Source organism: Terrabacter ginsenosidimutans (genome assembly GCF_039539425.1).
Lineage (GTDB): Bacteria > Actinomycetota > Actinomycetes > Actinomycetales > Dermatophilaceae > Terrabacter > Terrabacter ginsenosidimutans.
The window spans coordinates 1,236,095-1,254,425 of sequence record NZ_BAABDC010000001.1 but is presented as its reverse complement, the minus strand read 5'-3'; the positions used below and the strand labels follow the sequence as shown (position 1 = coordinate 1,254,425).

Sequence of the window (18,331 nt, the reverse complement as noted above, 5' to 3'; positions counted from 1 at the left end):
CAATGGACATGTGCATCTCTGCGCGTTTAGGGTTGCTTTCGCGCAGACACACGCATCGCGTGTCGCGCGACCGTCGCCCACGTCCACCTGCCGGGAGAGCCCATGTCGCAGTCCACCCACCTCGCCCAGGAGATCGCCACGCAGCCCGAGGACTGGGAGCGCGTCACCGGCCGCCTCGGCGAGGTCGCCGGACACCTTCCGCGGCCCGGGGAGCGGGTCGCGACGATCGGGTGCGGCACGTCGTGGTTCATGGGCCAGGCGTATGCCGCCCGCCGCGAGGAGCTCGGGCAGGGCACCACCGACGCGTATGCCGCCTCCGAGCACCACCTCGCCCGCGGCTACGACCGCGTGGTGCTGATCTCCCGCTCCGGCACGACGACCGAGGTCATGGCCGTCGTCGAGGAGCTGCGCGCCGCGGGCACGCCGCACGTCTCCTTCGTCGCGACGGCCGGCACCCCCGTGGCCGAGCGATCCGATGCCACAGTGCTGCTCGACGACGTCGACGAGCAGAGCGTCGTGCAGACGCGGTTCGCCACGACCACCCTGGCGCTGCTTCGGGCCTCGCTCGGCGAGGACCTCACGGCGGCGGCCGCGCAGGCCCGCGCGGTGCTCGCCGAGGACGCCGACACGGCATACGGCCCCCTGCTCGGTGCGGAGCAGGTGACCTTCCTCGGCCGCGGGTGGACCAACGGCATCGCCAACGAGGCGGCCCTCAAGCTGCGCGAGTCGGCGCAGTTCTGGTCCGAGTCCTACCCGGCCATGGAGTATCGCCACGGCCCGATCAGCATCGCCGCACCGGGGCGCGCCGTGTGGGCGTTCGGTGAGGTGCCGGAGGGGCTGCGCGAGCAGGTCGAGGCGACCGGCGCGCACTTCGAGCACCGCGACATCGATCCGCTCGCCGACCTCGTGCGCCTGCACCGGCTGTGCCTCGGCAAGGCCGACGCCGCAGGCCTCGACCCCGACGCCCCCCGCAACCTGACGAGAAGCATCGTCCTCACCTGACCGTCGAAAGGCCACGTCTGGCCCACCCCCGACCGTCGAAAGGCCACGAACGGCCCACCCCCAACCGTCGAAAGGCCATGAATGGCCGGGCACAACGTGGCCTCTCGACGGTTGGCGAGGGGCAAGACGTGGCCTCTCGACGGTTCGCGAGGGGCCAGACGTGGCCTTTCGACGGTTAGGGGTGGGCGAGTAGGCGCAGCAGGCGGGCGGCCTCGTCGGTGACGGCGTCGCGGGCGGCGCCGAGGTACTTCCTCGTGTCGACGGTCGTCGACTGCTCGAGGCGCTCGATCATGGCCCGCGTGAACACCTGGTTGAGGTGGGTCGCGATGTTGACCTTCGTCATGCCGGCCCGCACTGCGGCGACGAGACCCGCGTCGGGCACCCCTGACGAGCCGTGCAGCACGAGCGGCACCGGGACCGAGTCCCGCAGTGCCGCAATGAGATCCGTGTCGAGCTCTGCCGTACGGTCCGTCATCGCGTGGCTGCTCCCGACCGCGACGGCGAGGGCATCGACGCCCGTGTCGGCGACGAAGCGCGCCGCATCGGCCGGGTCGGTGCGCACACCGGGAGCGTGGACGCCGTCCTTGCCACCGACCTCGCCGAGCTCGGCCTCGACCGAGACCCCGGCGCTCCGGCACAGCTCGACGACGCGCCTTGTCTCCGAACGGTTCTCGTCATCGGGCAGGGTCGATCCGTCGAACATCACCGACGTCAGGCCGAGCCGGACCGCCTCCTCGACGAGCGCGACGTCCTCGGCGTGGTCGAGGTGCACGACGACCGGTTGGCTGCAGGCGTCGGCGATGGCGAGGGTCGCGGCCGCGAGCGGCGCGAGCGACCCGTGATAGCGCACGCAGTTCTCCGAGATCTGCATGACGACAGGCAGGCCCACCCGCTCGGCCGCGGCGGCATAGGCCTCGGCGTGCTCGAGCTGGATGACGTTGAAGGCCGCGACGGCACGACCGGCGGCTGACGCCTCGGCGAGCACGGGCGTCAGGGCGGAGCGGGTCACGGACGGATCTCCTCGATCTCGACGGACGGGAAGAGGCGGTCGACGTCGGCGGCATCGACGGACCCGGCCACCGGCTGCAGCACCGCCGCCGCCGACCACGCGACGCCGCGGCGCAGCACGGCGGCCCACGCCTCGACGCCCTTCGGCAGGTCGGGGATGCCGTCCAGGTCGGCAGCGAGCGCCGCCGTCAGGGCATCGCCGGCCCCGGTCGGGTTGCCCGAGAGCGGACGCGGCAGGTGGGCTCGCAGCAGGACGTCCTCGTGCGCGAGGACGAGACCGTTGGTGCCGTCGCTGACGATCGCGGCCCGGGCGCCCGCCGCGACCAGCGCGCGGGCCGCGCCCGGCACCGACGGCACCTCACCACGCCCGAGGCCGGTCAGCGTCTGCGCCGCCTCGACCCGGTTGGGCTTGACGAGGTCGGGACCGAGACCGAGCGCGCGCGAGAGGTGGATGCCGCTGACGTCGAGGACGACGCGCAGGCCGGACTCGTGCGCCAGCCTCGTCAGCCGCCGGACCAGCTCGGCGTCCGTACCGGGCGGGAAGCTGCCCGACACCGTCAGCACCGAGGCCTGTGGTGCCAGGGACGTCACCTCGTCGACGACCCGGTCCCAGACCCGCTGCGACTGGCCGATGCCCGGCTCGTTGAACAGCGTCGCCCGGCCGCTGGCCTCGACGACGGCCACGGACCGGCGGGTCGGGCACGGCGAGGGGACCAGGCGGTGCGGCACCCGCCGCGCGGCGAGGTCGGACCGGAAGAGGTCGACGTCCATCTCGCCGGCCGGGGCGACGGCGACGGTCGGGTGCCCCATCGACGTGAGCACCGCTGCGACGTTGAGGCCCTTGCCTCCGGCGCGCTCGCTCACCGAGGCGACGCGGTGGGACTCGCCGAGCGCGACGCGCGGGACGGCATACGTGATGTCGAGCGCGGGGTTCGGGGTGACGGTGACGATCATCGACCGACGAGGTCCAGCGCGATGGTCGCGGCGCCGAGCGAGCCGGCGCGCGAGCCGAGGGCGGCGGCCTCGACGACGACGTCGTCACGGCCGCCGAGACGTGCCTGGAGCGCGGTGCGCAGCGGCCCGAGCAGGATGTCACCGGCGTGGACGAGGCCCCCGCCGATGAGGACGAGCTCAGTGCCGGCGGCGGCCACGACGGGCGCGACCATGATCGCGAGCGCGTCGATGGCCTCCTGCCAGATGCGGCCGGCCTCGGCCTCGCCGGCCTCGGCGCGGCGGGCGACCTCCTCGGCGTCGCCGACGAGTCCGGTCGCCTCGGACCAGCGGCGTCCGATCGCCCCGGCGCTCGACAGGGCCTCGAGGCATCCTCGCTGCCCGCACCCGCAGAGCGGGCCGTCGGGCACGACGACGATGTGGCCGATCTCGCCGGTCCACAGCGACCCCGTGACGAGCTGCCCACGGCACAGGATCGCGCTGGCCAGGCCGGTGCCGAGAGGCACGAAGAGCACGTTGTCGACGTCGCGCGCTGCGCCGAGACGGTGCTCGGCGAGCAGGCCGGAGCGCACGTCGTGTCCGACGGCCACGGGGACGTCGACGTGGGCCGCGACGCCGCCGCGGAGGTCGAGGTCGCGCCATCCGAGGTTGGCCGACCAGACGCCGATGCCCGCGACCTCGTCGACGAGGCCGGGCACCGCGACGCCGACGGCGAGCAGGTCGATGGCCTCACCGGACCGGGCCGTCAGCTCGACGACCTCCTTGGCGGCCACCTCACCGAGCTGGTCACCGACCCGGTCGGGGGTGGTGCGGACCGTCTCGGCGAGCACCTGGCCGTCGGGAGTCACGAGGGCCGACTTGATCCGGGTGCCGCCGACGTCGATCCCGACCACTGCTTCGCGCATCACGGTGCGCAGTCTATGAGCAATCGTGCACGGTTGAACACCCGATCAATCACATTCGGACAGGCTGTGGATCCTCGTGTGCCCAGCCTGCCACCAGCCGGTCGACACCGCGCGGGGAGCACGGGTCAGCGGCGAGTCAGCGCAGGTAGAGCGCCCGCGCCGGGCACAGTCGCACGGCCGTGTCGGCGAGCTCGCGTCCGTCCTCACCCACGACGCGGTCGACGGCGACGCGGGGCTCGTGGGCGAGTCCGAGCCGTCGCCGCGTGTGGTCCTCGGCGCGGTCCGTCGAGGGGCCGGTCGAGCGGCCGCTGGAGTGGGCGCCGGAGCGGTCACCAGGCGTGGACATCGGTCCTCCTCGGGGTGGAGCGGAGCTCGGCGGCGGCGCAGCGCCCGGCGCGGTGCTGCTCGAGATGGTCGGCGAAGACGTGCAGCGCCGACCGGGCGAAGCCGGCCACGCCGTCGGGGAACCGGCACGCGCCACGGCCCGGCAGGAGCCCCGCCCGGGAGGACACGCGGGCGTATGCCGTGTCGTCGCCTCCCGTGACCAGCGCCCGCCAGTCGGCGGCGAGGGCGGGCAGTCCGAACATGCACGGGCCGCACTGGCCGGCGGACTCGCCCGCAGCCCACGTGAGGCAGCGGTCGACGAAGCCGAGGGGGCAGTCGCGCGGGTCGAGGGCCTCGATCACTCCGGGTCCGGTGCGGGCGCCGACGCGCGAGAGGTCGGCGTCGGACCACAGCAGCCCTGGCACGTCGGCGGCGCGGACGAAGCTGCCGCCGAGTCCCCCGACGAGGACGGCGGCGGAGTCGTCGGGCAGTCCTCCGGCGAGGTCGAGCAGGTCGGTGACACGCGCTCCGGCGGCGGTCTCGACGACGACCCCCCGCACCGACGGCGTGCTGACGGAGACGAGCCGGGGGCCCGGCTGGTCGGGCGTGCCGAACGACCGGAACCACGACGCGCCGTGTCGTGAGACCTGCGCCGCGCGCCAGACGGTCTCGGCGTTGAGCACGACGGTCGGGCTGATCCGGCGACCCTCGGAGTCCCGGCCACCGCGGACGAACGGCTGCCGTTTCGTCATCGGCCGGGCGAGGCCGCCCTGGGCGAGCGAGATGATCGCCGACTCCTCCGACGAGACGTAGCGCGGCGGCACCGCGAGCAGGCGCAGGCCCGCCGAGCGCAGCAGGTGCGCGGTCTCGGACCCGCGGTGGGCGGCATACGTGACCCGCGCGCCGTCGGCGATCTCGGTGGCGCCGTCGATGAGCTCGCCGAGGCGGTTGGCCACGACCCAGGCGTCCTTCGTGGCACCGAGCTCGCCGTCGCAGGCGTTGACGACGAGCTGGGCGGCGTGGGCGTGGGCGGCCGCGACCTTCGTCGCGGTGCTGAAGGCGGCGCCGCCGCGGCCCGTGAGGCCCGCCTCGGCGAGCAGGGGGACGATGCTCATGACCACTCCTGGGCTGCGACGGCGATGCGTCGCTCTTCGTCGTGATGGGTGGTGGAGTAGCGCCAGGCGATGGCCCCGACGCCGACGACGGCGCACGCGATCGTCGTGCCGCGCAGGAGCAGCTCGCCGCTCGTGCCGAGCGCGAGGCCGTGGATGATCGCCATCGGCCAGAGGGCGTGCGAGAGCAGGTGCACCCGGCGCCAGGTGCGCTCGGCGAGGCGGTGGCGCAGGAGCGAGGTGACGACGACGGCGAGCAGCACGTCGAAGGCGAGGGTCCCGAGGCCGACCCACAGCGCCTCGTAGCCCGACGTGAAGGGCAGGACCGCCGAGACGAGGTCGATCGACACGTACGTCTCGGCGATCGCCGTCGCGATGTGCGCGAGGAGGAAGACGCTCGTGCCGAGCGACAGCCAGCGGTGCAGCGCCATGACGACCGTCGCGGAGTCGCCCGTGGGGCGCCGGCCGGACGTGACGAGGCCGAGCACGACGACGACGGTGAGCAGCACGATGCTGACGACGCCGGTGGCGCGCGAGACGTACCAGAGCAGCTCGTTCATCAGGCGGCCCTGCGTGTCTCGTCGGGCCACCCCGGCGTCGTCAGCACCCGGCCGTCGCAGGTCTCGAGACGCGCCGGAACTCCCTGTCGGACAAGCCAGTCCGGCGCATCGGCACCGAGCACGATGGCAGCTGTCGAGGCGGCGTTGGCCTCGAGGCACGTCGCGGCGGCGCACGAGACCTGTGACCAGACGGCAGGGGCGGTGTGTCCGGTGCGCGGGTCGACGATGTGGTGTCGCGGTCCGTCGTCGGTGTCCCAGACACGCAGCTGCGTCGAGGACGTGGCGATCGCCTGGCCGGTGCTCGTGACGACCTGCCGGGTCGCGCCCGACGCGTCCTCGACACCGATGGCCCAGCCGTGCTCGGGGAGGTCACCGGACACGGCGACGTCGCCGCCGAGGTTGACGGCGAACCCGCCCGGCAGCGACTCGGCGAGCAGTGCGGCGATGCAGTCGGCGGCGTACGCCTTCGCGGAGGCGCCGAGGTCGAGCAGCGTGCCGGGGGCGACCGAGACGCGTCGCGCGGAGACGTTGAGGTGGACCGTGTGCCAGTGCGGCACACCGGCGACGCGGACCTGGTGGAAGCCGTGGCGGCTGCGCACGAGGTCGAGGTCGCCGTCGTAGCCCTCGGCGACGAGCGCCGACCCGACGGTCGGGTCGACGAGGCCCCCGGTGAGCCGCGCGACGCGCAGCGCCGCCTGGAGGTATGCCGCGAAGGTCGGTGACACGAACGCCTCGGCAGGTGCCCGGCGGGCTCTCGCCGCAAGGAGACTCACCTCCGAGTCGGTCCGGAAGCGGCTCACGGCGCGGTCGACCTCGCGCAGGTGCCTCTGGGCGAGGTCGAGGGCGTCGGCCAGCACGTCGGGCCGGGTCACGAGGACGGAGTTCGTCGTGCCGATGGCCCGGAACGTGCCGGTCGCGACGGCGTCGGCCACGGCGTTGCTCAGGGTGTCCATCACGAACCGCCAGAGCTCGTCTGTGCCTGTGCGTTGCTCCCGCTCACGGGGGCCACCGCGCTGAACCCGGAGCTCGAGGCCGAGTCGTCCGACGAGCTGCTGTCGTCCGACCCGGACGAGCTCGACGTCGCGTTCCACGCGTTGGACGTCGAGTCGCTCGAGGTGGACGACGTCTGGGCCGTGGTGGTCCGGGCGTCGGCGAGGTGGATGCCGATGGCGCCGACGAGGACGGTCGAGGCGGTCATCAGGCCGGCGGTCCAGAGTCGGGCTCGGCGCAGGGCGCGGGGGACGGTGCTCATCGGGGCTCCTTCGGTGGGGATGACTCCACCGTCGGGCGCCCCACTGTGGGACGGCTGTGCCGCTCCGATGACCTCGGCATGCGTCGTACCGGTCGTGGTTCAACCGCCGCGACAGACCACCTCGTGGCTCCTCGGCCAGACGGGATCGAACCCGGAACCGGACACCTCGAGGTGTCCCCGCTCGCCCGCCCAGGAGAGGGCGAACGACCCTGCCTCGACCGGTCGATACCCGTCGTCCGTGCTGTACCGGCTGACACGACGGGCCACGACGGCGCCAGCAGGCAGGACGAAGACGGAGCCGCTGCCGCCCATGAGGAACGAGTGCTCCTTCACCACGACCCGGCACCCGTTCGCACTGGCCGGGGCGAGCACGGCGGAGGTCGAGCCACTGTCGAGAGCCCACGAGAAGGCAGCGCCCGCCCCGGCTCCCACGACGAGCAGCACCACGGCCAATCGGCGGCCCGAACGGGCACGCCGTGCGCCCTCGGCGTCGGGAACGGACCGACCCCGTCCTCGTCGACGGTCGACGACGGCCAGCACCCGGGAGAGGAGCCCGACGAGGAGACCGCAGCCCAGCAGCGCGACGGCGGCGTCACCTGCGCTCGTCACCCGGTCGCCCAGGACGAGCACCGCGGGCCACGCGAAGGAGGACACGACGAGCGCCAGGGTGCCCGCGAACAAGGCGATGCCCACCCGTCGTGCGATGGCTGTCGCCGTGTCCACGCAAACCCCCTGTGTCGCCTGTTTCGCGCCCGAGCGCCCGAACCTAGCCCCGTCCGCCGAGGTGGTGGCGTCACCGTCGCGCCGGAAGCCGGACCTTCACAGGATCTTCACGCCCTGCCCCCGGACCGCTGCCTCAGAAGGCGTGCATGTCCCGGCTGCGCGGGTCGTCCCCGACCTGGAGCGCGTCGTGGAGTCCGTCCTTCGCGCTGCGCCGCCACGGGCGCGCGAGGTCTACGGCGATCCTGACGTCCTCGTCGGGTGCTGCCAGGTCGAGGTCGGCGAACGCGAGGGCCGGCCGGTCCTCGCCGGGGCAGCGGGCCACCCACCGACCGCCGGGCGCCGCGATGCCGGACGGCACCGTGGAGCCGTACTGCGCCGGCACGGAGTAGCCGACCCAGTAGCCGAAGAGCGCCGCATACGACCGGCCGATCTCGGCACGCATCGCATCGTCGACCATGACCGAGAGCAGCACTGCGTGCACGTCGAGCCGCTCGTACTCCTCGAAGAGGTGCGGGAAGTTGGCCTCGATGCAGAGCGCCACCCCGAACCGGACGCCGTCCACCTCGAAGACGAAGGGCTCCGACCCGGGGGAGTACATCCACGTCAGCTCGGTGTTGGACAGGAACCGCTTGTCGTAGCGGCCGACGAGCTCACCACGGTCGGACACGACGTAGAAGCTGTTGTGCGGGCGGTGCGGCGGCGTCAGGGGATGGATCGACCCGAACGCCACCCAGATGCCCAGCTCCGCGGCGAGGCGCGCGACCGACTCGGCCTCCTCGCGCAGGAGGTCCCAGTCGGCCCGGGCCCAGTCCGCGTCCGACACCGTCCGCGGGCCCGCCGAGGACATGACGTGCTTGCTGGGGTAGACGATCGCGCCCTCGGGGAACTGCACCAGACGGGCGCCTCCCGCGGCGGCGTCCCGCATGAGGGCCCGGATCTCGACGCCGGCTGCGCGAACGGCCTCGGCGTCGCCGGGGTCCTCGGCCATCCGGCTCTGTGCCACCGCCCACCGCAACGTCGTCATGCCGACAACCTAACGAGGCGACGAGCGCGGGATGCTTGGCGGCATGAGCCTGCACATCCACAACGTGACCTTCGACTGCGCCGACGCCCGGGCCCTCGGCACCTTCTGGTCCGAGCTGCTCGGCTGGAACGTCTACTACGACGACGACCCCGAGGTCGTCGTCGCGTCGTCGTTCCCGAGCTCCGGACTCGGGCTGCTCTTCATCCCCGTCCCCGAGGGCAAGTCGGCCAAGAACCGCCAGCACCTCGACCTCGCCCCCGACGAGGGAACCCGCGACGAGTGGGTCGAGCGCGCGCTCACCCTCGGCGCCACCGTCGTCGGCGACCACCGCACGCCCGAGGGCTCGGGCTGGGTGACGATGGCCGACCCCGAGGGCAACGAGTTCTGCATCGAGCGTGGCGCCTCCGAGACCGGCCCCCGACCCTCACGCGCGTTCCGCATCACCACCTGACCCTCCGGGACGCGCCTTGCGAGGCGCCGGTCCGGTCAGCCGTCGGCGCTGTGGGCGAGCGCGACGGTCTTCGGCACGACGAGCCGCCAGGCGTCGACGACGATCTCGCGCATGCGGAACTCGTCGAGCGCGTCGAGCCGCACCTCGACCCAGTTGAAGCGCAGGTCGGACCGGCGCGGCATGAGGAAGACGTCGGGCTCGCTCGCGACGAGCACGTCGCGCTCCTCCTTGGGGAAGGCGAACCCCATCTGCGTCTCGTCCGCGGAGAAGGCGAGCCACACGATCTTGCCGACACGGAACTTCACGCGGTCACGGACGAGCACCTCATAGGAGCGAGGCAGCTGCTCGGCGACACGCCGCACGTCCTCGATGGTCACGGGCACCCCTCCACCCTGCCACGAGCGCGGCGCCGACACACCCACCGAAGGCTCTGGGTCCGAGGCAGTGACGCGTGACGGCGGCCGACCGGGCACCCGACAAAGCTCTTCCGCGAACGGGCGACACGGCATACCCTGCGTCTGTCGCGACCCCGACGGCAGCCGGCTGGGCGGGATGACACGTCGACCTTCCTCGAAGGAGACGACGTATGCCGTCCGCACCGTCCCAGCCCACCGTCCCCGAGCGCCTGCTCGCCTTCCTCGACCGCCTCGGCGCCGAGCTCGACCGTCGCGGGGACGCCGTCGCGCTGCTCGGTCTCGGCTCGGTCGGCCGCGACCTGCACCGCCTCGACGAGCACTCCGACGCGGACTTCTTCGTCGTCGTCGACGATGCCGAGACCCGTGACCGCTACCTGGCCGACATCGACTGGCTCGAGGCGGCGCACCCTGTCGTGTGGTCGTTCGAGAACAGCGACGCCGGGCGCAAGGCGCTGCTCGAGGGTGACCTCTTCGCGGAGTACGCCGTGTTCTCGCTCGCCGAGATGGACACCGCGGGCTACCCGCCGGGCCGCCTGCACTGGAGCCGCGCCGACGCTCCTGCCGGACTCGAGATACCGAAGGTGCCTGCGCCACAGCCGGACTCGATCGAGCACCAGATCGGCGAGGCCATCACCAACCTCTACGTCGGGCTGCACCGCGACCTGCGCGGCGAGCGGCTCACCGCGACCCGTTTCATCCAGGGGTATGCCGTGGACCGCTGGATCACGATCCTCGGCCACCTCGGGCTCGGCCAGGGAGCCCGACAGGACGTCTTCGTCATCGACCGTGGCGCGGAGCGGCGCTTCGGGCCCGACGTGCTGCCACTGGCCGACCTCGTGCCCGGCTACGAGCGCAACGCGCACGCGGCGGCCACCCTGCTCGCCCTGCTCGAGTCGCACGTCGATCTCGACCCGACGATCGTGGCCGCGGTGCGCGACCTCATCGGGCGCGCCGACGCCGACGCTCAGTCGCGCGCCGGGTCGGCGGTGAGGTCGAGCTCGTAGACGAGCAGCGTCAGGGTGTCGATCGGTGACCAGTCGCGCTCGGGGGCGCGCCGGAAGCCGAACCGCTCGTAGACGCGGTGCGCGGCGTGCATCATCGGCTGGGTCGACAGGACGACGCGCTGGCGGCCGAGGGCCCGGGCGCGGTCGATGCACTCCCGCACGAGGGCGGTGCCGACCCCGCGACCGCGGCCGTCCGGCGCGACGGCCAGCGTGCGGAACTCGGCCTCGCCCTCCCGCGCCACGTCCGCGAACGGCCCCGGCCCGGCGACGAACGCGACGCCGCCGAGCACCGTGCCCGACGCGTCGGCGGCGACGAGCACCTCCGCGTGCTCGGCTCGGCGGGCGACGTCGCGGAGCACCTCGAGGTAGGGATCCTCCGCGCCGAAGTCGAGCAGGCCGTCGTCGAGGTAGGCCGCCGCGGTCAGGTCACCGAGCCGCTCGTGGTCCTCCGGCTGCGCCGGGCGGATCGTGAAGCCGTCCATGCGCGCCAGTGTCGCAGCCGGCGACCGAGGCCGCGCGTAGCGTTGACGACGTGACCGAGAAGCAGGCCTACGAGGTGGTGCGGCGCTATCCGGAGTTCGAGCTGCGGCGCTATGCCCCGCACGTCGTGGCCGAGGTCGTCGTGCGAACGGGTTTCGAGGACGCGGGCAACGCGGCCTTCCGCACCCTCTTCGGCTACATCAGCGGGCAGAACCACTCGTCGAGCCGGGTCGCCATGACGGCGCCCGTCACCCAGCGCGACTCGGCGACGATCCCGATGACGGAGCCCGTGGAGCAGACCCGGACCAGCGAGGGGGAGTATGCCGTGGCGTTCGTCCTGCCCTCGTCGTTGTCACTCGCGGACGCGCCCGTCCCGACGAGCCCCGACGTGCAGCTGCGTGAGCGCCCTGCGACGCTCGGCGCGGCTCGGCGCTACCGCGGCCGGTGGACCGAGGCCTCGTTCGAGGAGCATCGGGCAGCGCTGGACCGGGCGATCCGGGAGGCCGGGCTGTCGCCGGTGGGCGCGCCGCGGTGGGACCGGTTCGACCCGCCCTTCATGCCGTGGCTGCTCCGGCGCAACGAGGTCGTCCAGGACGTCGTCGAGGACGTCAAGGGGGATGTCGTCGAGGAGCCCGGACCGGCCACGGACCGATAGCCGCGAAGGGCCCGCCGGACAGGCCCGGAAGGAGCAGCTCAGGCGGCGAGCCGCCAGGCGAGAACGCCGAAGAGCACGCCGAGCGCATTGGTCGCCCAGTGCATGCCGACGCTCGCGAACAGGCTGCCGCTGCGGCGGCGCAGCTCCCCGGCGAGGACGCCACCGAGGGCGGTGAAGAGCACCGTGCCGCCGACGACGGCGATCTTGGCGAACGGACCGAGCCCGGCGACCGCGGACCCGATGGCCGCGTTGCCCGTCGCCGAGGCCATGGCCGGGAAGACGTGCCAGAGGCCGAAGAGGAGGGACGAGCCGACGAGGACCTGCCACATCCGGGCGTGCCGGGAGAGGAAGCCCCACAGCACGGAGCGGAAGGCGACCTCCTCGAGCAGGATCGTGCCGACAGGGATCATGACGAACGCCGTGAGCAGCGCGCCGGCCGGGGGCAGGTGGTAGCGCACGTCGAGGAAGGCGGTCCGCGTCGAGGGAAGCAGGATGCCGACGAGGTAGACGAGACCGACGACGGCGATGACGCCGAGGCCCCAGCGCATGCCGCGCGCGTGGGTGTGGCGGGCGAGGCCCAGCTGGTGCCAGGTGAGGCCCTGCCACCGCGCGAAGGCCAGCAGGGTGACCGCGCCGACCGGGCCGAGCCACATCGTGTCCCACCCGAGGAGGTGGTTTGCGACGTTGAGGCCGACCAGCGCGAAGACGACGGCCACCGTGGCGGCGAGCCGCGCCCGTCGACCTCGCGCGATGAGGGCGAGGCGGTGACGGCGCACGTGGTCGTGAGCCGCGTCGGGGTCCTTCGTTGTCACGACGACGCCGCCGGGTGACGACTCGACGGCGGTGGCAGCAGGACTCAGGACTGGGATGCTCATTGCCTCCATTTTCGCAGGTCTTCCTGTGCAGCACCTATGCTTCGGCGGCGCCGTGACCACGTTCACCACGCAGGCAACACCGGCCCCATCGGTCAGCGGCGTCTCACGACGAGACCCCGGACGTACTCCGCCTGGCCGAGGTGCTTCATCGCGTCGTCGAGCACCGACACGACCCGGACCGCGACCGTCACCGGCGGGTCCCAGCGCGTGTCGACGACCCGCGCGTAGGCGTCCGCGTCGAGACTCTGGACCAGCGAGGCCGTGCGGTCGTGGACGGCCGCCTGGTAGTCGCCGAACAGGCCCGGGTCGACGACGGTGAACCTGCCGACGTCCTTGGAGCTCATGCTCCACCCGTGCGCGTCGGGAGGGTAGGGCAGCCCGAAACGGTCGACCCAGCCGTCGGCGAACCACGCGGACTGCTCACCGACCAGGTGCGCCACCTGCTCGTCCTGCTGGCGGGCCAGGTGCCAGACGAGCCAGGCGATGTGATTCGCGTCGGCGTCCGGCCGCCACAACAGCTCCTCGACGGAGAGGCCGTCGACGACCTCCGGCACGCCGTCACGGATGCGGCCGAAGCCGTCGAGCAGCAGGTCCCGCGCGGTGTCGGTCGTCACGTCGTCCATCAGCCCAGCATGCACCCCGCGCCGCCCGGTCGCAGGGAAGCGAGCACCCCAGCCATGGACAAATGGGCGAAAGCGCCTGCCCCGCAGGCCTTCCCGGACGAAGCGGATCTTTCGCGCTCCATGTATCTGGGCAGCGTCCCAAGGCACTGAACAGCCGCGCCCACCACGAGACACGAGGGGCCGACCAACCACCGAACCGACCGATCACCATCCAGGAGAACCGCATGACCCTCAACCTCACCCCCACCGCCCGACAGGCCACGAGCCTTGCCGGACTCTGCGACGGTGCGGTCCACCTCCCCGGCGACCCCGGCTACGACGCGGCACGCATGCCGTGGAACGTCGCGCTCGACCAGCGCCCCGCCGCCGTCGCCCTGCCCCGCAGCGTGTCCGACGTCCAGGACGTCGTCCGCGCCGCCGCGGCCGCCGGCCTGCGGGTCGCGCCGCAGAGCACCGGGCACAACGCCGGACCGCTCGTGGCGCACGACCTCGGGGACGTCGTCCTCCTGCGCACCGAGCGGATGCGCGGCGTCACGATCGACCCGACCCGTCGCATCGCCCGCGTCGAGGGCGGCGCGCTCTGGATCGACGCGACCGAGCCCGCCGCCGACCACCGGCTCGCGGCGCTGCACGGCAGCTCACCCGACGTCGGCATCGCCGGGTACAGCCTCGGCGGCGGCATCGGCTGGTACGCCCGACAGCTCGGGCTCGCCTCCAACAGCCTCACCGCCGTCGAGCTCGTCACGGCCGACGGCGAGCACGTGCGCGCCGACGCGACGCAGAACATCGAGCTCTTCTGGGCGCTGCGCGGTGGTGGCGGCAACTTCGGTGTCGTCACGGCCCTCGAGTTCCGCCTCTACCCGATCGAGACGGCGTATGCCGGCATGCTCGTCTGGGACCGCGACCACGCCGAGCGCGTGCTGCGCCGCTGGGCCGACTGGGCGCCGGAGGCACCCGACGCCGTCACGACCTCGTTCCGCTTCCTCAACCTCCCGCCGATGCCGGAGATCCCCGAGCCGTTGCGCGGCCGGTCGCTCGTCGTCATCGACGGGGCGGTGCTCGGCTGCGACGCGGAGGCCCGCTCGATCCTCGGCCTGCTGCGGGGCCTCGGGCCGGAGATCGACACCTTCGACCGCGTGCCGGCCCGGTCGCTGACCCGCCTGCACATGGACCCGGAAGGGCCGGCCCCGGCCGTCTCGGACGGGACCCTACTCGGAGAGCTCGGCGACGCCACGATCGACACGATCCTCGAGCAGGTCGGACCCGGGTCGACCTCCTCCCTGCTCGCGGCCGAGCTGCGGCAGCTGGGTGGTGCACTCGGCCGGGCCCCCGAGGGCCACGGCGCCCTCGCGACGATCGACGCGGCATACGCAGCCTTCGGCGTCGCGATCGCGGCGACCCCCGAGATGGCGATGCAGGGCCAGCTCGACGCCCACCAGTTCACGCGCTCGCTCGAGCCGTGGTCGACGGGCCGCAGCTACCTCAACTTCGCCGAGAACGAGGTGGACGCCCGGACGGGCTACAGCGAGTCGGCGTGGCTGCAGCTCAAGGGGATCCGGTCGGCCTACGACCCGGACGACCGCTTCCTCGCGAACCACCGCGTCCCGCGGCTCTTCGAGGACGGCGCGGTCACGAAGTGATGGGCTCTGGGGTGACCGCGTGGGCCATGTGGCGCACGCGGTCACCCCAGCGACAACAGCACGAACGCCTCGACGGGCTCGGCCTTGCCCTTGAGCTCGAGCGCCCCGAGCGGCTCCGTGGTCGCGCCGGGGAGCAGCGCCAGGGTGTCGGCGGTGACCGCGACGCCTCCGACCGGCGCCTGGCCCTCGATGCGTGAGGCGACGTTGACGGTGTCGCCGATGACGGTGTGGGTGCGGCCGCCCTCGCTGCCGAGCACGCTGACGACGACCTCGCCGCTGTTGATGCCCACTCGGAAGCGGGGCCAGTCGGGGTGCGCCTCGGCGATCCGGGCGGTCTCGGCCTGCAGGGCCAGCCCGGCTTCCGCGGCTCGCCGGGCATGGTCGGGCTGGTCGCCGAGACGGTTGAAGGTCGCCATGATGGCGTCGCCGATCAGGCGGTCGATCGTGCCGCCGTGCCGCGCGACCACGGCCGGGATGGCGACGGTGAAGTACGCGTTGAGCATCTGGGTCACCTCGGCCGGGTCGTGCGCCTCGGAGAAGGTCGTGAAGCCCTTGAGGTCGGCGAACAGGATCGACATCTCGCGCCGCCCGGCCAGGGTGTCGGCGGTGTAGAGGGCGGCCCACCGCTCCTCGTGCCAGGACTGTTGCGCGCCCCAGGCGACGAGGACGAAGGCCGCGAGCAGGAGCAGGTGCCACTCCCACCACGACAGGTGCCAGTTCGGGGCGACGGTCACGGCAACCATCGCCTCGGCGAGCAGCACCATGGCCGAAGCCATGGCCGCGGGCAGGAGCCCACCACGTCGCCACCACAGCCGCGCGTAGGTCAGCGCCGACACGGCGAAGAGCACGACGGCGAGCGCGGTGGCCGCCAGTATCGGCCAGGAGCCCCGCTCGGGACCGGATCCGGCGTCGAACGGTGGCAGCCGCAGCAGCGAGGCGAGGCCCCAGACGGCCATGAGGGCCAGGAGGGCCACCCGCCAGCGGCGGGCGCGGCGCATCTCCACCGCCGCCCGACCCGACGGGACCTCGCGGGTCGACGCGACGGCGAAGAGCGAGCCCACCGCGATGCCGACCGGCGTGGAGCTGTTGAACCCGGCCGAGGCGGTGTCGAGGATCATGTGCGGCGTCGCCAGCGCGTGCAGGCCCAGGAAGCCCGCCGCGGAGAGGAAGGCGATCGAGACGTACATGACCCGCACGTCGCCGCGTCGCCCGGCGGCAGCACCCGTGCCGTAGGCGGTGACGGCGCTGACGAGCGCCGCGCCCAGGACGATCCAGAAGTGGGTCCGGTCGTGCTGCCACTGCACGTCGAGGCCCGCGGAGAGCCGGAGCGCCACGAGCCCCAGGAGCGGCAGCGCCAGCGCGGCGGCACCGACGGCGACGCGGCGACCGGCCCCGGCGCGCGCCGTCCCCCCGGGTGACGGGAGTTCCGTCGGCCCCGAGGCGCGCGCATGCTCGGTCACGACGGTCCGGAGCTCCCGGAGCTCTCCGACCGGCGGACGGCCTCGAGCAGGCCGAGGTACTGGTGGACCTCCGAGACGACGACCGACCCCTCACCGACCGCCGACGCGACCCGTTTCACCGACCCTGCTCGGACGTCGCCCACGGCGAACAGCCCCGGTACCGACGTCTCGTGGGCGCACGGCGGACGCTGCAGGTGCCAGGCACCCGTCTCCCTCAGGTCGGCGCCCGTCACGACGAAGCCCCACGGGTCGCGGACGACGTCGTCCGGCAGCCATGCCGTGTGTGGCTGCGCGCCGATCATGACGAAGAGGCCGTCTGCCGGGAGGGACCGGCGCTCGCCGGTCGTGCGGTCAGCGACGACGACCTCGGACAGCCATCCGTCGCCGCTCCCGTCGACGACGTCGGCGTTCGGGACGACGGTGATCGCCGGCGAGGCCTCGATCTCGTCGATGAGGTAGCGCGACATCGTCGCGGAGAGGTCCGGAGTGCGGATGACGACGGTCACGTCCGCGGCATACCGCTGCAGGTGGAGCGCCGCCTGGCCCGCCGAGTTGCCGCCGCCGACGATGACCGTGTGCGCCCCCGTGAGCCCGTGGGCCTCGGAGACGTTCGCGCCGTAGTAGACGCCTGACCCGCTCAGCGCCTCGAGCGACGGCACGCCGAGGCGCCGGTAGGCCACGCCGGTCGCCAGGAGCACGGCCCGCGCCCGCACGTCACCGACGTCGGAGACCGTGGCCACGAACCACGGGAGCCCGTCCGTGCGCTCGATCGCGGTGACGCGACGGGTCAGGACGAACCGGGCACCGAAGACCCACGCCTGCTGGAAGCCGCGCTGGGCCAGCTCGGCGCCGGAGACCCCTCGCGAGAAGCCGAGGTAGTTGCGGATGAGCGAGCTCGTCCCGGCCTGGCCGCCGAGCGAGTGCTCCTCGACGCAGAGCACGGACAGACCCTCGGACGAGCCGTAGACCGCGGCCGCCAGACCGGCTGGTCCGGCACCGACGACGAGCAGGTCCACGTCGCGCACCTCGTCCCCGCCCCCCGGCACGGTGAAGTCGGTCCCGATGCCCCAGGCCTGGCAGATCTCCACGTCGGTCGGGTCGAGCAGGACGCGCCCGCCCAGCGCCGCGAACCACACCACGAGGGGGCCGTCGGCGTCGGCAGGACGCGGGGCCCCGATCGACCGGAGCAGGTCCTCTGCCTCGTCGGAGCCGCGGTCGAGGTAGGCGTGCGGAATCCCGTTGCGGGTCAGCAGAGTCCGAACGGCGTGTCCGCGCGGGTCGCGAGCCGCACCGACGACGACCACCTCCCGCCGTCGGTTCGCGACCGTCCGCGACCAGGCCTGGACGAACTCCGAGACGGTGCGACAGAAGAGCTCGTCCGGTGAGGTCCACGGCTGGAGGACGTAGTAGTCGATGTCACCGAGCGACATGCCCCGCAGGATCGCCTCCGCGGTGCGCCCGTCCGCCCAGGCGCCCCACGGCACGAGCAGCGCACGCGCGGCGTCCGGGTGCAGGGTCCGCACAGAGCGCAGCAGCTCGGCGCCCCCGATCCCGGGCAGCCACGGGTCGGCCAGGACGAGCGCGACGGGATCGTGGCGATCGGCGGCGAGCTCGAGCTGCTGCAGGGCGACGGCACTCTCGGACTCACCGCGCACCCGGAAGTCGACGCCGAAGCGCCGGGCCAGCTCGGCCTCGGATCTCGCGAGCGCGTCCAGGTCGTGGTCGACGACGAGCAGGAGAGGACGGGTCATGGTTCCCCCTCACGCGGCAGACGGGTAGCGACGTGCGACCACCCCTCTCCTGTCGACGGTAGGGCGATTCCGCGGCTCGCGGGTGCCGAACGAACGATGTCGTCGCCCCTCCGCG

Annotated in this window: 21 protein-coding genes; 5 read left to right on the top strand and 16 right to left on the bottom strand. The window is 73.2% G+C overall.

Annotated elements, in window-relative coordinates; all coding sequences use genetic code 11:
* The first annotated feature begins 102 nt into the window (after window positions 1-102).
* A complete protein-coding gene (locus ABD831_RS05820; RefSeq protein WP_344942851.1) occupies window positions 103-1,002 on the top strand; it encodes an SIS domain-containing protein in 900 nt (299 codons plus the stop codon).
* Between the two features lie 175 nt (window positions 1,003-1,177).
* Here the strand turns inward: ABD831_RS05820 and ABD831_RS05815 are convergent, their stop codons facing one another.
* The 10 genes from ABD831_RS05815 to ABD831_RS05770 all read right to left on the bottom strand — a co-directional run bounded on the left by ABD831_RS05815 (window position 1,178) and on the right by ABD831_RS05770 (window position 8,861).
* A complete protein-coding gene (locus ABD831_RS05815) occupies window positions 1,178-2,011 on the bottom strand; it encodes a class II fructose-bisphosphate aldolase (protein ID WP_344942848.1) in 834 nt (277 codons plus the stop codon).
* Window positions 2,008-2,964: a 1-phosphofructokinase family hexose kinase gene (locus tag ABD831_RS05810; RefSeq protein ID WP_344942845.1), complete on the bottom strand. Its 957-nt coding sequence runs from the start codon at window positions 2,962-2,964 to the stop codon at window positions 2,008-2,010. The genes ABD831_RS05815 and ABD831_RS05810 overlap by 4 nt, the downstream gene beginning before the upstream one ends.
* Window positions 2,961-3,866: an ROK family protein gene (locus tag ABD831_RS05805; RefSeq protein WP_344943035.1), complete on the bottom strand. Its 906-nt coding sequence runs from the start codon at window positions 3,864-3,866 to the stop codon at window positions 2,961-2,963. Before ABD831_RS05805 ends, ABD831_RS05810 begins: the two co-directional genes overlap by 4 nt.
* Window positions 3,867-4,002: 136 nt before the next feature.
* Window positions 4,003-4,212 (bottom strand): hypothetical protein, encoded by a 210-nt coding sequence (locus ABD831_RS05800; protein ID WP_344942843.1) that lies wholly within the window; start codon window positions 4,210-4,212, stop codon window positions 4,003-4,005.
* Window positions 4,196-5,305, bottom strand: coding sequence for an NADH-ubiquinone oxidoreductase-F iron-sulfur binding region domain-containing protein (locus tag ABD831_RS05795; RefSeq protein ID WP_344942841.1), 1,110 nt, complete (start codon window positions 5,303-5,305; stop codon window positions 4,196-4,198). Before ABD831_RS05795 ends, ABD831_RS05800 begins: the two co-directional genes overlap by 17 nt.
* Window positions 5,302-5,862: a ferric reductase-like transmembrane domain-containing protein gene (locus ABD831_RS05790; protein WP_344942838.1), complete on the bottom strand. Its 561-nt coding sequence runs from the start codon at window positions 5,860-5,862 to the stop codon at window positions 5,302-5,304. The genes ABD831_RS05795 and ABD831_RS05790 overlap by 4 nt, the downstream gene beginning before the upstream one ends.
* Window positions 5,862-6,815, bottom strand: a complete 954-nt coding sequence (locus ABD831_RS05785; protein ID WP_344942836.1) for an FAD:protein FMN transferase — start codon at window positions 6,813-6,815, stop codon at window positions 5,862-5,864. The genes ABD831_RS05790 and ABD831_RS05785 overlap by 1 nt, the downstream gene beginning before the upstream one ends.
* Window positions 6,815-7,114 (bottom strand): hypothetical protein, encoded by a 300-nt coding sequence (locus tag ABD831_RS05780; RefSeq protein WP_344942834.1) that lies wholly within the window; start codon window positions 7,112-7,114, stop codon window positions 6,815-6,817. The genes ABD831_RS05785 and ABD831_RS05780 overlap by 1 nt, the downstream gene beginning before the upstream one ends.
* Before the next feature lie 99 nt (window positions 7,115-7,213).
* Entirely contained in the window at window positions 7,214-7,837 is a 624-nt protein-coding gene (locus ABD831_RS05775) for a hypothetical protein (RefSeq protein WP_344942831.1), read from the bottom strand.
* A gap of 133 nt (window positions 7,838-7,970) precedes the next feature.
* The gene (locus tag ABD831_RS05770) at window positions 7,971-8,861 is read right to left on the bottom strand and encodes a carbon-nitrogen hydrolase family protein (RefSeq protein WP_344942829.1); all 891 of its coding nucleotides are present in this window, start codon (window positions 8,859-8,861) and stop codon (window positions 7,971-7,973) included.
* 43 nt (window positions 8,862-8,904) lie between these two features.
* On the opposite strand from ABD831_RS05770, the gene ABD831_RS05765 reads away from it, so the two are divergent.
* The gene (locus ABD831_RS05765; protein ID WP_344942825.1) at window positions 8,905-9,312 is read left to right on the top strand and encodes a VOC family protein; all 408 of its coding nucleotides are present in this window, start codon (window positions 8,905-8,907) and stop codon (window positions 9,310-9,312) included.
* Between the two features lie 35 nt (window positions 9,313-9,347).
* On the opposite strand, the gene ABD831_RS05760 is transcribed toward ABD831_RS05765, so the two are convergent.
* Window positions 9,348-9,689 carry an MmcQ/YjbR family DNA-binding protein gene (locus ABD831_RS05760; RefSeq protein WP_344942823.1) on the bottom strand — a complete coding sequence of 114 codons (342 nt, stop codon included), beginning with the start codon at window positions 9,687-9,689 and terminating at the stop codon, window positions 9,348-9,350.
* A gap of 209 nt (window positions 9,690-9,898) precedes the next feature.
* Here ABD831_RS05760 and ABD831_RS05755 point away from each other — a divergent pair, with 209 nt between their 5' ends.
* Window positions 9,899-10,732, top strand: coding sequence for a hypothetical protein (locus tag ABD831_RS05755; RefSeq protein ID WP_344942820.1), 834 nt, complete (start codon window positions 9,899-9,901; stop codon window positions 10,730-10,732).
* On the opposite strand, the gene ABD831_RS05750 is transcribed toward ABD831_RS05755, so the two are convergent.
* Window positions 10,693-11,214 carry a GNAT family N-acetyltransferase gene (locus tag ABD831_RS05750; protein ID WP_344942817.1) on the bottom strand — a complete coding sequence of 174 codons (522 nt, stop codon included), beginning with the start codon at window positions 11,212-11,214 and terminating at the stop codon, window positions 10,693-10,695. The two genes, ABD831_RS05755 and ABD831_RS05750, sit on opposite strands and share 40 nt — an antisense overlap.
* A 50-nt stretch (window positions 11,215-11,264) precedes the next feature.
* On the opposite strand from ABD831_RS05750, the gene ABD831_RS05745 reads away from it, so the two are divergent.
* Window positions 11,265-11,867, top strand: a complete 603-nt coding sequence (locus ABD831_RS05745; protein WP_344942814.1) for an SOUL family heme-binding protein — start codon at window positions 11,265-11,267, stop codon at window positions 11,865-11,867.
* Between the two features lie 38 nt (window positions 11,868-11,905).
* Here ABD831_RS05745 and ABD831_RS05740 read toward each other — a convergent pair whose 3' ends face one another.
* Window positions 11,906-12,742 (bottom strand): CPBP family intramembrane glutamic endopeptidase, encoded by an 837-nt coding sequence (locus ABD831_RS05740; protein ID WP_344942811.1) that lies wholly within the window; start codon window positions 12,740-12,742, stop codon window positions 11,906-11,908.
* Between the two features lie 92 nt (window positions 12,743-12,834).
* Window positions 12,835-13,365: a mycothiol transferase gene (locus ABD831_RS05735; RefSeq protein WP_344942808.1), complete on the bottom strand. Its 531-nt coding sequence runs from the start codon at window positions 13,363-13,365 to the stop codon at window positions 12,835-12,837.
* Window positions 13,366-13,589: 224 nt separating this feature from the next.
* Here ABD831_RS05735 and ABD831_RS05730 point away from each other — a divergent pair, with 224 nt between their 5' ends.
* Window positions 13,590-15,005, top strand: coding sequence for an FAD-binding oxidoreductase (locus ABD831_RS05730; protein ID WP_344942805.1), 1,416 nt, complete (start codon window positions 13,590-13,592; stop codon window positions 15,003-15,005).
* Window positions 15,006-15,046: 41 nt separating this feature from the next.
* Here ABD831_RS05730 and ABD831_RS05725 read toward each other — a convergent pair whose 3' ends face one another.
* Together ABD831_RS05725 and ABD831_RS05720 are read right to left on the bottom strand one after the other, a co-directional pair.
* Complete coding sequence (locus ABD831_RS05725) at window positions 15,047-16,465, bottom strand: adenylate/guanylate cyclase domain-containing protein (RefSeq protein WP_344942801.1); 1,419 nt, start codon at window positions 16,463-16,465, stop codon at window positions 15,047-15,049.
* Complete coding sequence (locus ABD831_RS05720) at window positions 16,462-18,216, bottom strand: NAD(P)/FAD-dependent oxidoreductase (RefSeq protein WP_344942798.1); 1,755 nt, start codon at window positions 18,214-18,216, stop codon at window positions 16,462-16,464. Before ABD831_RS05720 ends, ABD831_RS05725 begins: the two co-directional genes overlap by 4 nt.
* Window positions 18,217-18,331: the final 115 nt, after the last annotated feature.